Origin of the sequence: Pseudomonas sp. 2822-17 (assembly GCF_002742485.1) — a bacterium.
Classification (GTDB): Bacteria; Pseudomonadota; Gammaproteobacteria; order Pseudomonadales; family Pseudomonadaceae; genus Aquipseudomonas; species Aquipseudomonas cyclaminis.
The window spans coordinates 223,701-236,961 of record NZ_LJRZ01000738.1 but is presented as its reverse complement, the minus strand read 5'-3'; the positions used below and the strand labels follow the sequence as shown (position 1 = coordinate 236,961).

12 protein-coding genes are annotated in these 13,261 nt (G+C 62.2%); 8 read left to right on the top strand and 4 right to left on the bottom strand.

Features of this window, described 5'->3' with window-relative positions; translation table 11 throughout:
- Positions 1–151 precede the first annotated feature (151 nt).
- The 7 genes from AOA60_RS25155 to AOA60_RS25125 all read left to right on the top strand — a co-directional run bounded on the left by AOA60_RS25155 (position 152) and on the right by AOA60_RS25125 (position 7,132).
- The gene (locus tag AOA60_RS25155) at positions 152–1,414 is read left to right on the top strand and encodes an OprD family porin (RefSeq protein ID WP_099586625.1); all 1,263 of its coding nucleotides are present in this window, start codon (positions 152–154) and stop codon (positions 1,412–1,414) included.
- 224 nt (positions 1,415–1,638) lie between these two features.
- Complete coding sequence (locus AOA60_RS25150; RefSeq protein ID WP_099586624.1) at positions 1,639–2,457, top strand: NAD(P)-dependent oxidoreductase; 819 nt, start codon at positions 1,639–1,641, stop codon at positions 2,455–2,457.
- 30 nt (positions 2,458–2,487) lie between these two features.
- Positions 2,488–3,363, top strand: a complete 876-nt coding sequence (locus AOA60_RS25145) for an SMP-30/gluconolactonase/LRE family protein (protein WP_099586623.1) — start codon at positions 2,488–2,490, stop codon at positions 3,361–3,363.
- Between the two features lie 55 nt (positions 3,364–3,418).
- Positions 3,419–4,381 (top strand): TRAP transporter substrate-binding protein, encoded by a 963-nt coding sequence (locus tag AOA60_RS25140; protein ID WP_099586622.1) that lies wholly within the window; start codon positions 3,419–3,421, stop codon positions 4,379–4,381.
- Between the two features lie 63 nt (positions 4,382–4,444).
- A complete protein-coding gene (locus AOA60_RS25135) occupies positions 4,445–4,972 on the top strand; it encodes a TRAP transporter small permease (RefSeq protein WP_099586621.1) in 528 nt (175 codons plus the stop codon).
- 1 nt (position 4,973) lies between these two features.
- On the top strand, positions 4,974–6,254 hold the full coding sequence (locus AOA60_RS25130; protein WP_099586620.1) for a TRAP transporter large permease: 1,281 nt from the start codon (positions 4,974–4,976) through the stop codon (positions 6,252–6,254).
- On the top strand, positions 6,254–7,132 hold the full coding sequence (locus AOA60_RS25125) for an aldose 1-epimerase (RefSeq protein ID WP_099586619.1): 879 nt from the start codon (positions 6,254–6,256) through the stop codon (positions 7,130–7,132). The genes AOA60_RS25130 and AOA60_RS25125 overlap by 1 nt, the downstream gene beginning before the upstream one ends.
- Before the next feature lie 42 nt (positions 7,133–7,174).
- Here the strand turns inward: AOA60_RS25125 and AOA60_RS25120 are convergent, their stop codons facing one another.
- From AOA60_RS25120 to AOA60_RS25105, 4 genes are all read right to left on the bottom strand, one after another.
- Positions 7,175–8,320 carry an HlyD family secretion protein gene (locus tag AOA60_RS25120; RefSeq protein WP_099586618.1) on the bottom strand — a complete coding sequence of 382 codons (1,146 nt, stop codon included), beginning with the start codon at positions 8,318–8,320 and terminating at the stop codon, positions 7,175–7,177.
- Positions 8,317–9,960 carry an MFS transporter gene (locus AOA60_RS25115; protein ID WP_099586617.1) on the bottom strand — a complete coding sequence of 548 codons (1,644 nt, stop codon included), beginning with the start codon at positions 9,958–9,960 and terminating at the stop codon, positions 8,317–8,319. The genes AOA60_RS25120 and AOA60_RS25115 overlap by 4 nt, the downstream gene beginning before the upstream one ends.
- Positions 9,961–10,167: 207 nt before the next feature.
- Entirely contained in the window at positions 10,168–10,974 is an 807-nt protein-coding gene (locus AOA60_RS25110; protein ID WP_099586616.1) for a sulfite exporter TauE/SafE family protein, read from the bottom strand.
- A complete protein-coding gene (locus AOA60_RS25105) occupies positions 10,975–12,219 on the bottom strand; it encodes an FAD/NAD(P)-binding oxidoreductase (protein WP_099586615.1) in 1,245 nt (414 codons plus the stop codon).
- Positions 12,220–12,388: 169 nt separating this feature from the next.
- Between AOA60_RS25105 and AOA60_RS25100 the strand changes: the two genes are divergently transcribed.
- Positions 12,389–13,252 (top strand): MBL fold metallo-hydrolase, encoded by an 864-nt coding sequence (locus AOA60_RS25100; RefSeq protein ID WP_099586614.1) that lies wholly within the window; start codon positions 12,389–12,391, stop codon positions 13,250–13,252.
- The last annotated feature ends 9 nt before the right edge of the window (positions 13,253–13,261 follow it).

The window sequence follows — 13,261 nt, the reverse complement described above, 5'->3', positions numbered from 1 at the left end:
CATTGACTCTGCCCGCTTTAGGTCGGCACCCTCGTTGTCATCGTATAACTTCCCCTTGACACCTCGGGAAATCCCCGCAAATATCCGCTCCAATGTTGTACGACGACGTATAACAAATAATAAAAACAACAAACAGAAAGGGAGCATCACTGTGAGTCAATTCGCCCGCAATTCGTCTGCGCGTCTCGGTCTTATCGGACTCGGCAGCCTGGCCTTCACCCTCCCCCTCACTGTCCAGGCCGAAGGGTTTGTCGACGACGCCAAGGCCACGCTCAACCTGCGCAACGCCTATTTCAACCGTAACTTCACCAACCCGGCGAACGCTCAGGGCAAGGCCGAAGAGTGGACGCAGAGTTTCATTCTCGATGCCAAGTCGGGCTTTACCCAAGGCACCGTGGGCTTCGGTCTTGATGTGTTGGGCCTGTATTCCCAGAAGCTCGACGGCGGTAAAGGCACCGGTGGCACGCAGTTGTTGCCGATCCATGATGACGGTCGCCCTGCGGATAATTTCGGGCGCCTGGGTGTGGCGTTGAAAACCCGGCTGTCGAAGACCGAATTGAAGGTCGGCGAATGGATGCCGGTGCTACCGATCCTGCGTTCCGACGATGGGCGCTCCCTGCCCCAGACCTTTCGCGGCGGCCAGGTGACGTCCAACGAGATCGCCGGCCTGACCCTTTACGGCGGCCAGTTCCGTGGCAACAGCCCGCGCAACGACGCGAGCATGGAAGACATGTTCATGAACGGCAAAGCGGCGTTCACCTCCGACCGCTTCAACTTCGGCGGCGGCGAATACAGCTTCAATGACAAGCGCACCCAGGTCGGCCTGTGGTACGCCGAACTGAGCGATATCTACCAGCAACGCTACGTCAACCTCACGCACAGCCAGCCTGTAGGCGACTGGACCCTGGGCGCCAACCTCGGCTTTTTCAGCGGCAAGGAAGACGGCAGCGCCCTGGCCGGCGACCTCGACAACAAGACCACCTTCGCCCTGCTCTCGGCCAAATACGGCGGCAACACCTTCTATGTGGGCCTGCAAAAACTCACCGGCGACAGCGTGTGGATGCGCGTCAACGGCACCAGCGGCGGCACCCTGGCCAACGACAGTTACAACGCCAGCTATGACAACGCCAAGGAGAAATCCTGGCAGGTGCGCCATGACTTCAACTTCGTGGCGCTCGGCGTGCCGGGGCTGACCCTGATGAACCGCTATATCAGCGGCAGCAACGTACACACCGGCGCGATCACCGACGGCAAGGAGTGGGGACGCGAGTCGGAGCTGGCCTACACCGTGCAGAGCGGCGCGCTGAAGAACCTCAACGTGAAGTGGCGCAACTCGACCATGCGTCGGGATTTCAGCACCAACGAGTTTGATGAGAACCGGATCTTTATCAGCTATCCAATCTCGCTGTTGTAGAACTCAGCCTCCCAGCCCCAGGAAATCCCCGGTGGGAGGGGGTTTGCTCCTGATGGCGGTGGGTCACTAACAGATGCACTCACTGGCATGCCCTCATCGAGGGCAAGCCCTCTCCCACATTTTACTCCGCGCTCTGTCCGCAAGAACGTTGACAACCTGGGGACTCCCTAACAATACTTCGGCATAGTCATACGACAACCTACAACAAAAAATCTGGAATCCCCATGACCACGACCACCCACGCTCCTTTCAACCGCCTGCTCCTCACCGGCGCCGCCGGCGGCCTTGGCAAAGTCCTGCGCGAGCGCCTGCGCCCCTACGCACATGTCCTGCGCCTGTCCGATATCGCGGCCATGGCCCCGGCTGCCGATGCTTCGGAAGAAGTCCAGCCCTGCGACCTCGCCGACAAACAAGCCGTGCATCACTTGGTGGAAGGCGTCGACGCCATCCTGCACTTCGGCGGTGTCTCGGTAGAGCGTCCTTTTGAAGAGATCCTCGGTGCCAACATCAGTGGCACCTTTCATATCTACGAAGCCGCCCGTCGCCATGGCGTCAAACGTGTGATCTTTGCCAGCTCCAACCACGTGATCGGCTTCTACAAACAGACCGAAACCATCGACGCCCACTCGCCACGCCGCCCGGACAGCTACTACGGCCTGTCCAAATCCTACGGCGAAGACATGGCCAGTTTCTACTTCGACCGCTATGGCATCGAGACTGTGAGCATCCGCATCGGCTCGTCGTTCCCGGAGCCGCAGAACCGCCGGATGATGCACACCTGGCTGAGCTTCGACGACCTCACCCAACTGCTCGAACGCGCGCTGTACACGCCGAACGTCGGCCACACCGTGGTCTACGGCATGTCGGATAACCAGGGCACCTGGTGGGACAACCGCCACGCCGCGCACCTGGGGTTTGCGCCCAAGGACACGTCCGAAGTGTTTCGCGCCCAGGTCGAAGCCCAGCCGCCCGTGGCCGCCGATGACCCGGCCAAGGTCTATCAGGGCGGCGCGTTCTGCGCGGCCGGGCCGTTCGGTGACTGAGTTCACATCAACCCAAGGGAATGAGTTGCCATGACTGCTGATTTGATCGTCGACGCCCGCAATGCCGTGGGCGAATGCCCGGTGTGGGTGCCTGAAGAAAACGCGCTGTACTGGGTGGACATTCCCAACGGCGGCCTGCAGCGCTGGAGCGCCAGCAGCGGCCATGTCGCGGCGTGGAAAGCCCCGCAGATGCTCGCCTGTATCGCCCGCACCACGGCGGGCAATTGGGTCGCGGGCATGGAAACCGGCTTTTTCCAACTTACCGCACACAATGACGGCAGCCTCGACACCATGCCTCTGGCCAGTGTCGAACACCCGCGCCCGGACATGCGCCTCAACGACGGCCGCTGTGACCGCCAGGGCCGCTTCTGGGCCGGCAGCATGGTGTTGAACATGGGCCTGAATGCGGCCGAGGGCATCCTCTACCGCTACGCGTCAGGCTCAGCGCCTCATGCTCAATTGGATGGGTTTATCACCCTCAACGGCCTGGCCTTCAGCCCCGATGGCCGCACGATGTACGCCTCGGACTCGCACCCGCTGGTGCAACAGATCTGGGCCTTCGACTACGACATCGACACCGGCACGCCGTCCAATCGCCGCGTGTTTGTGGACATGCACAACCACCTCGGCCGCCCGGACGGCGCAGCGGTGGATGCAGATGGCTGCTACTGGATCTGCGCCAACGACGCCGGCTTGATCCACCGCTTCACCCCGGACGGTCGCCTGGATCGCTCCCTGAGCGTTCCGGTGAAAAAACCCACCATGTGCGCCTTCGGCGGCAGTCGCCTGGACACGTTGTTCGTCACCTCGATCCGTGATGATCAAAGTGAACAGTCGGTGGCCGGCGGTGTGTTCGCCCTCAACCCCGGCGTCACCGGTTTGCCGGAGCCCAGCTTCACCCTCTAGCTGCATCGCTGTGCCTTGAATACAACAATAAAATAACAAGACAGGAGTGACCCCCATGGACTTCAAACGCACCTTGCTCGCCGCCGCAGTGTTCACCCTCAGCAGCGCCGCCCACGCGCTGGAAATCAAATTCGCCGACATCCACCCCGCCGGCTACCCCACCGTGGTCGCCGAAGAGAACATGGGCAAGGCCCTGACCAAGGAAAGCAACGGCGAACTGACCTTCAAATATTTCCCCGGCGGCGTGCTGGGCTCCGAGAAAGAAGTGGTCGAACAGGCCCAGGTCGGCGCCGTGCAGATGACCCGCGTCAGCCTCGGCATCGTCGGGCCGGTGGTGCCGGACGTGAACGTGTTCAACCTGCCGTTCGTGTTCCGTGACCAGGCGCATATGCGCAAGGTCATCGACGGCGAGATCGGCGATGAGATCCTCGCGAAGATCACCGACTCCGAGTTCGGCCTGGTGGCCCTGGCTTGGATGGACGGCGGCACGCGCAACCTCTACACCAAGAAACCCGTGCGCAAGATCGAAGACCTCAAGGGCATGAAAATCCGCGTGCAGGGCAACCCATTGTTCATCGACGCGTTCAACGCGATGGGCGCCAACGGCATTGCCATGGACACCGGCGAGATCTTCAGCGCCTTGCAGACCGGGGTCATCGACGGCGCGGAGAACAACCCGCCGACCATGCTTGAGCACAACCACTTCCAGAACGCCAAGTACTACACTCTCACCGAACACCTGATCCTGCCCGAGCCCATCGTGATGTCGAAAATCACCTGGAACAAACTCACCCCCGCCCAGCAGGACATGGTGAAAAAAGCCGCCAAGGCCGCCCAGGCCGATGAGCGCGTGCTGTGGGACGCCAAGTCCGCCAGCAGTGAGGAAAAACTCAAGAAGGCCGGTGTCGAGTTCATCACCGTCGACAAAAAGCCCTTCTATGACGCCACCGCAGAGGTACGTGCCAAGTACGGCGCGTCGTACGCCGACATCATCAAGCGTATCGACGCCGTTCAGTAACGCCCTCCTCCCTGACAAGGCCTGGCGCGGTCGGCATCGACGCGCCCGGTTACGGTGAACGCCATGAAGAATCTGCTGCTGCGCATCAACGACCGCATCTACATGACCTGCATCTGGGTCGCCGGCCTCGCGGTCCTCGGGGTCGCACTGATCATCCCTTGGGGCATCTTCGCCCGCTACATCCTTGGCACCGGCTCAAGCTGGCCGGAGCCCACCGCCATCCTGTTGATGCTGGTGTTCACTTTTATCGGCGCGGCCGCCAGTTACCGTGCCGGTGCGCACATGTCGGTGGCGATGGTCACTGACCGCCTGCCGCCCACCCAACGCCGAATCGTCGGCATTTTTTCGCAACTGCTGATGGCGACCATCTGCCTGTTCATGACCATTTGGGGCACCAAGCTGTGCCTGTCCACCTGGAACCAGTTCATGAGCGCCATCCCCACCCTGCGCGTGGGCATCACCTATATGCCGATCCCCATCGGTGGCGTGCTGACCCTGGTTTTTGTGCTGGAAAAACTCCTGCTCGGTGACCAGAGCAACCGGCGCGTGGTGCGTTTTGACCTGGTTGAAGAAAGCGAAGGGGCTGCCTGATATGGACGCATTGATTCTGCTGGGCAGCTTTATCGCCTTGATCCTGATCGGTATGCCGGTGGCCTACGCCCTGGGCTTGTCGGCGCTGATCGGCGCGTGGTGGATCGACATCCCGTTCCAGGCCCTGATGATTCAGGTGGCCGGCGGCGTGAACAAATTTTCGCTGATGGCCATTCCGTTCTTCGTGCTGGCGGGGGCGATCATGGCGGGGGGCGGCATGTCGCGCCGGCTGGTGGCGTTTGCCGGGGTGCTGGTGGGCTTTGTGCGCGGCGGCCTGTCCTTGGTCAACATCATGGCCTCAACATTTTTCGGCGCGATCTCCGGTTCGTCGGTGGCGGACACCGCCTCGGTGGGCTCGGTGCTGATTCCGGAAATGGAACGCCGTGGCTACCCACGGGAATTTGCCACGGCGGTGACCGTCAGCGGCTCGGTGCAGGCCTTGCTCACCCCGCCCAGCCACAACTCGGTGCTCTACTCCCTGGCGGCAGGCGGCACCGTGTCCATCGCCTCGCTGTTCATGGCCGGCGTGGTGCCGGGGCTGCTGATGAGCGCGTGCCTGATGGTGCTGTGCCTGATTTTCGCGAAGAAACGCAACTACCCCAAAGGCGAAGTCATCCCGTTGAAGCAAGCGCTGAAGATCGCCGGCGAAGCGCTCTGGGGCATGATGGCCATGGTGATCATCCTCGGCGGCATCCTGTCGGGCATCTTCACGGCCACCGAGTCCGCCGCGATTGCGGTGCTGTGGGCATTCTTCGTGACCATGTTCATCTACCGCGACTACAAGTGGAATGAACTGCCCAAGCTGATGCACCGCACGGTGCGCACGATTTCCATCGTGATGATCCTGATCGCCTTCGCCGCCAGCTTCGGCTACATCATGACCCTGATGCAGATCCCGGCGAAAATCACCACGCTGTTCCTGACCCTGTCGGACAACCGCTATGTGATCCTGATGTGCATCAACGCCATGCTGCTGTTGCTCGGCACGGTGATGGACATGGCGCCACTGATCCTGATCCTCACGCCGATCCTGCTGCCGGTGGTGCTCAATATCGGCGTCGACCCTGTGCACTTCGGCATGATCATGCTGGTGAACCTGGGCATCGGCCTGATCACCCCGCCGGTGGGCGCGGTGCTGTTTGTCGGCGCGGCAGTGGGCAAGACCACGATCGAGAAAACCGTGAAGGCGCTGCTGCCGTTCTATGCGGTGCTGTTCCTGGTGCTGATCGCCGTTACTTACATCCCGGCGTTGTCGCTGTGGCTGCCGAGCGTGGTGCTGTAATGATTGAGCTTGAAGATGACCTGACCCACCTCAGCCTTGACCCGGCCGTGGGCGGCAGCCTCGTCAACTGGACCGTGCGCGCCAGCGGGCAACCGTTGTTGCGGCCTAACGACCCGCACAGCGAGCTGCCTGGCAAGCTGGGGTGTTACCCGTTGGTGCCTTGGTCCAACCGCATTGCCAATGGAGGGTTCGAGACCCCCGACGGCTGGCTGGCCCTGGCGCCCAACAGCCCCAAAGATCCCTTTCCGATTCACGGCTCGGCCTGGCAGCAGCCGTGGCACGTCGTCAGTCAAACGGCGCAGGAAGTGGTGTTGGAGCTGCGGTGTGAAACGCCGTTCGCCTACCGCGCCGAGCAGCGGATCCGGTTGAGCAACGGCGAACTGAGCATCGCATTGCGCGTGACCCATCTGGCCGAAAAAGCGGCGTGGCATGGGCTTGGGCTGCATCCCTACTTCCCGCGCCGGCCTGACACACGGTTACAGGCTACGGCGGCGCAGGTGTGGTTGAGTGACGGCACAAAGTTGCCGACAGGCTTGGCGGCAGTGCCGCCCGAGTGGGATTTTCGGGTATTGAACGAGTTGCCTGAAAGCCTCGTGGACAACGGCTTTTGCCAGTGGGACGGGCACTGCCGAATTGAACAGCCAGAGCTGGGCTATACGCTGGAATGCCAGGCCACCGGCGCCGATTACTTCCTGCTGTATTGCCCGCCGGGGTTGGGGTTCTTTTGCATTGAACCGGTGAGTCACCCGGTGAATGCTCATCACCTGCCGGGGCGACCGGGCCTGAAACTGCTGGAACACAATCAGTCGGTCCAACTCAATTTCAACCTGAAATACATTCAAAATGTGGGAGGGGGCTTGCCCCCGATGGCGGCCTGACAGCCCCCTCCCACAGTTTTGATTGGTGTTGTGTCAGTGATGTCACGGTGGAGAGTTTTTCAGACGCCCAGCCGTATCAATACTCACCACCACCGACAACCCAGGCCGCAGCCGCTCACTCTCGGCCTGATCCGGGTCCACGGTAATCCTCACCGGCACGCGCTGGGCAATCTTCACAAAGTTGCCCGTCGCGTTGTCCGCCTGCAACAGGCTGAACTCCGACCCTGTCGCCGGGGAAATATGCTGCACCGTGCCGTGAAACCTGCGGTGGTTCAGCGCATCCACGGTGAAGGTCACCGGTTGGCCGACCTGCACGTTGTCCATCTGGGTTTCTTTCATATTGGCGATTACCCACAGCTGTTTCGGCACCAGGGCCATCAGTTGCGCGCCGGAGTTGACGTAGGCCCCCAGACGTACGCCAATCTGGCCCAACTGGCCGTCGCGGGGCGCCGTAATGCGCGTGTTGGAGAGGTCGATGCGCGCCAACTCGACCGCCGCATCGGCACTCGCCACCGCCGCCTCCAAAGAACCGCGATTGACGATCACCGTCTGCAAATCCTGGCGCGCGATTTCCAGGCTGGCCTGGGCTTGGGCTACGGCGGCAACCGTCTGTGCATTGGCCGCACGGGTCACGTCCAGCTCGCGCCGGGACACCGAACCGTCGCTGATCAGCTCCTCGTTGCGTCGCAGATCCGCCGTGCTTTTACGCGCCTGGGCCTGGCTATCCACCAGCGCAGCCTGGCGCAACTTGATGGTCGCTTCGGCACTGTTGCGCTGCTGCACCACATTGGCCAGCGCGGCTTTCTGCACCGCCAGTTGCGCCAGGGCCTGGTCCAGGCGCTGTTTGTAGATACGATCATCCAGGCGCACCAACAGGTCGCCAGCCTTGACGTACTGGAAGTCCTGCACCGGCACTTCGAACACATAGCCGCTGAGTTGCGGGCCGATGATCGTCACCTGGCCGCGTACCAGGGCGTTTTCAGTGGTTTCCACCGCGCTGCTGAACGGCGGCAATTGCCAGGCGTAGAGCACGATCAACACGCCGACGATGGCAATCGCGGCAAACCCCAGGGACGACAGGATGCGCACCCGCAGTGGCCGCAGCTCGGTGGGTACGGCGCCGGGCGGCGTGCTGCCTTCCGGGGTGGAGGCGATGGCGGTGGTGGTGGTCGTTGATGGTTCGGTCATGAAGGTGCGCCGCTGGGTTGAACGGGAGGGGCTGCTTGAGTAGTACTCATCAGCCACAGACTGCGGATAAAGATCCAGAGCATGGTCAGGATCGCGATGATCGCGATCAGCATGAAGACATCGTTGTAGGCCATGACATTCGCTTCGCGCGTCGCCGCCGTGGCCAGGCTGCGAATGCCCATGAGGTTGCGCAGTTCCGGGTCGGCCACAACGCCGCCGTAGGCCGAACCACCGCTCTGCACCCGCGCGGCCACACGCGGGTCAAGCAAGGTCAGGTGTTCGACAATCATGCTGGAGTGGAACTTCTCGCGCACGATCTGGAACGTGCCCAGCAGCGCCGCGCCAATCAGGCCGCCGAGGTTCTGGCAAATACCGAACATCACCGAAAAACTCACCAGGTTGCGTGGGTTGGTCAGTACGTTCTTGGTGCCCAGCACCATGGTCGGCCCCAGGAAAAACGTGCCGCCAAAGCCCAGCAGGAACTGGCTGACATACAGGTTCTGGGGCCGGGTCAGGTTGCTGGAGAAACTGTCCATCACCGAGCCCACGGCCATCAGCGCCAGGGAAATCACCAGCGGCATCAGCAGGTGCGCCGGGTTGATGGTCAACGCGCTGACCACCAGCCCGCTGATCGCGCCGGCCAGCATCACCACATACAGGGTATGCATCTGCTGGTAACTCATATTGAGCATCTGCATAAAGCCCACCGCGCCGGTGGATTGCTCGGACAGCACCATGCGAATCAGGATCACCGCCAAGGCCAGCCGGATCATGGTGCCGCTGCCCAGCCAGCGGGTCATCAGCATCGGGTTGGCGCGGTTATGCTCGATGGCCAGGCCGGCCATGATCAACACCAGGGAACAGGCCGAGGCGACGCCGATCCACGGCGCTTCCAGCCACCAGTCGATACGCCCCAGCGACAGCACCGCACAGAGCAAGGCCACGCCGGTGGCGAGGATGCCAAAGGTCAGGAAGTCGAGTTTTTCGAAAGTTTTGAAACGGTCGCCGGGCGGCAACTTGAGCAGGAATACACAGCCCAGGCAGATCAGCGCCATGCCCAATTCAAACAGGTACAAGCCGCGCCATTCGGCGATTTGCAGCAAGTCTTCGGAGAACAACCGCGCCAGCGGCAACGCCAACTGCGCCGTACCCAGGCCCAGCACCAGGGCTTTGAGCCGCCACTTGGCCGGAAACGCCTGGATCATGTAGTACAACCCCAACGAACTCAGCGCCGCGCCCACCATCCCGTGGGCTGCGCGTACCGCGATGGCCGAGCTGAGGTCATTGACGAACAAATGGCCAAAGGTCACCAGCGCGTACAACACCAGGAACACTTCGGTGAACACCCGCAGGCCGAACTGCTGGCGGAACTTCACCAGCAGCAGGTTCATGCATACGTTGGTCATCACATAGGCGGCGGGCAGCCAGGCCATTTCCGCCGTGGTCGCACCGAGCGCGCCTTGCAGGTATTGCAGGTTGGCGATGACCAGGGCGTTACCCAGGCCACCGGTGATGGCGACCAGCACACCGACCAGCGCATACAGCCAGCGCTTGTGCGTGGGGTGCCACGGCGTCGACGGCGAACCGGGCAGGCTCGGGCGCTCGTGGGGTTCCCAGGTGTGGGGGGTGTATTTGTCCATTCGATGACCTAGATGGGCCGACGGGGTCGGTGGGTGAAACCAGTACTCAGAGTAGTAAACCTGAGTGGGGTTCATCTTGCCATGTTGGGGGGGTGGTTGGGGGCTTCGGTGGTGGTCAAGGATGTAAGAGCCAGATCAAAAGCAGATCAAAAGCGGGGTAAACCTATCTGCTATGTGGAGATCTGAATGTGGGATTGCATTTCAAGTTCAGCGTAAAGCGTTGAAAAGCATTCCCGCTGCAACCACCACACACAGGCTGGCAAACCCCACCTGCAACGTGCGCGCCGGTATCACGGCACACAGGCGCCGGCCTACCAGCATGCCGACGATGCTGGCGCCGATAAATACCCAGCCAAGCGGTTCGATATGCACACCGGCATGGAGCGCGCCGGCCACGCCGATCAGCGAGATCAGGCTGATGACCATCAACGACGTGGCGACAATGCCGCGCATCTGCACGTCGGTGAGTTGCTTGAACGCCGGCACGATCAGAAAGCCGCCGCCCACGCCGAGCAAACCGGACACCGCACCGGTCACGGCACCCAGCACGGCCAGGGTGGCGCTGCATTTGGCGGTCCAGGCCAGGCGCCCGGTCTGTTGATCGAGCATGCAGTTCTTCTGGCCCCAGGACGCGGCGCCATGGTCACTCGGCCCGGCCTCGACCTTTTCACGCTGCAACATGCGCCAGGCCACCAGCACCATCAACCCACTGAACAGCGCCATCAGCACCGGCTCCGTCATCTGGTGCGCGAGAAACACCCCCAAGGGCGAAAACAGCGCGCCGAGCAAGGCGATCAGCAGCGCGGCGCGGTAACGCACCAGGCCGTGGCGCAAACCATCAATCGCACCGACTGCCGCCGCCGCGCCCACCGCAAGCAACGACACCGGCGCGGCCTGAGTCATGGTCAAACCCAAGCCCAGCACCAGCGCCGGCACCCCGAGGATGCCACCACCCGCGCCGGTCAGGCCCATGACCAGGCCCATCAACACACCCAACACACTGGCCAGCAGCATTCAGTCCACCTTGCTCAGACGGGTCAGCCATTCACGGCCCTTGAGCATGCCGTTCCAGTAGAACCACGGCAGCAGCGTGGCCTTGAGGAACCACATCGACCGACGCGCCGTGGTCGGGTCGAGGCCGAAGGTCGGCAGCAACGTGCCGCCGTAGCCGAACTCGGCGAGCACCACCTTGCCCTTCTCCACCGTCAGCGGGCACGAGCCGTAGCCATCGTACTTGAGCGGCATCGGCGCCTGTTTGCGCAGGGCCAGCAGGTTTTCGGCAACCACCACGATCTGCTTGCGCACGGCGGCGGCGGTCTTGGCGTTGGGGGTGCCGCATACATCGCCCAGGCCGAAGATGTGCGGGTAGTGCAGGTGTTGCAGAGTGTTGGGGTGCACTTCACACCAGCCGGCGGCATCGGCCAGCGGGCTTTGGCGGATGAAGTCCGGCGCGACTTGCGGCGGCACGACGTGCAGCAGGTCAAAGGATTTCTCTTCAACCGTCGTATTGCCCTCAGTGTCCTTCACGGCAAACCAGGCCTTGCGCGCCGGGCCATCGACCTTCACCAGATTGGAATTGAACGCCAGGCGGGCGTTGTATTTCTCTACGTATTTCATCAACGGCGGTACAAAAGTTGCCACCCCGAACAACGCCGCGCCGGCCAGGTTGAATTCCACCTCGATGTGCTTGAGATGGCCCTGCCTGAGCCAGTGATCGCACGACAAGTACATGGCCTTCTGCGGCGCGCCGGCGCATTTGATCGGCATGGCCGGCTGGGTGAAGATCGCCTTGCCGCCCTTGAGTTGCTGCACCAACTGCCAGGTATAGGCGGCGTGTTCGTAGCTGTAGTTGGACGTGACACCGTGCTGGCCGAGGGTGTCCTGCAGGCCCTCGATGCTCTCCCAGGCCAGGCGCAGGCCGGGACAGACGATGAGAGTCTGCCAACTCACACGCTGGCCGCTGTCGAGCACCAACGTCTGCTCGTCCGGCAGGACTTCGCTGACCGCGGCCTGTATCCAGGTGACGCCATTGGGCAGCACGTCGGCCAGCGGGCGACGGGTCTTCTCCAGGTCATAGGCGCCGCCGCCCACCAGGGTCCAGGCCGGCTGGTAGCAATGGTGGTCGCTGGGTTCGATAAGGGTGATGTTCAGGTCGGGGTCGCGCTTGAGCAGGCTGGCCAGCAGGCCAATGCCTGCCGAGCCGCCGCCGATGACAACGATATCGCCACTGATGGTTGGGCCCCAGTGTTGTTCGGTCATGGTCTGTTGCCTTTTTTTTGTCAATGCACACAAGGGTCGTTGCCGTATGGCGTCACGCCCAATGATGGGTCGAAGCTTTGCCTCTGACCGTTTTTTTCCCTTAAGCTCGCAAGCCTATGTGGAAAACATCTTGAATGTAAGCCGCAATCCACCCTCAAGGACCGTCGCCATGTCAGCGTTGATTCAATCCTTTCTGGACGAGGCGTCGTCGACCTACACCTACGTCGTCTATGCAGCGGACGGCGGCCCCTGTGCCATCGTCGACTCGGTGCTCAACTACGACCCGGCCTCCGGGCGCACGGACACACGCCAGGCCGACAAAGTCATCGCCTTCGTGGGCGAACACCGCCTGCAAGTGCAGTGGCTGCTGGAAACCCACGCCCACGCCGACCACCTGTCGGCTGCGCCGTACCTGCGCCGCACGCTGGGCGGCAAGATCGCCATCGGCCAGTCGATCAGCAAGGTGCAGGACGTGTTCAAGAATCTGTTCAACCTGGAACCGGAATTTCGCGTCGACGGCTCGCAGTTCGATCACCTGTTTGCGCCGGATGAGGTTTTCCATATTGGCGGCTTGAAGGCCCAGGCCCTGCACGTGCCCGGCCACACCCCGGCGGATATGGCTTACCTGATCGAGGATCAATTGATCCTGGTAGGCGACACGCTGTTCATGCCCGATGTGGGCACCGCCCGCTGCGACTTCCCCGGCGGCGATGCGCGGCAGTTGTATGCGTCGATGCGCAAGTTGCTGGCCTTCCCGCCGCACACCCAACTGTACGTATGCCATGACTACCCGCCTGAAGGACGCGAGGCCAAGTGCCTGACCACCGTGGCCGAGCAGCGCGCGGGAAATATCCATGTGCATGACGGGGTGGATGAGGCGGCGTTTGTGGCAATGCGCACCCAGCGCGATGCCGGGTTGGGCATGCCGACGTTACTGCTGCCGGCGATCCAGGTGAATGTGCGGGCGGGGAATATGCCGCCGGCGGAAAACAACGGCGTGGTGTATTTGAAAATCCCGCTCAATCAACTGTAAGACCCTGCC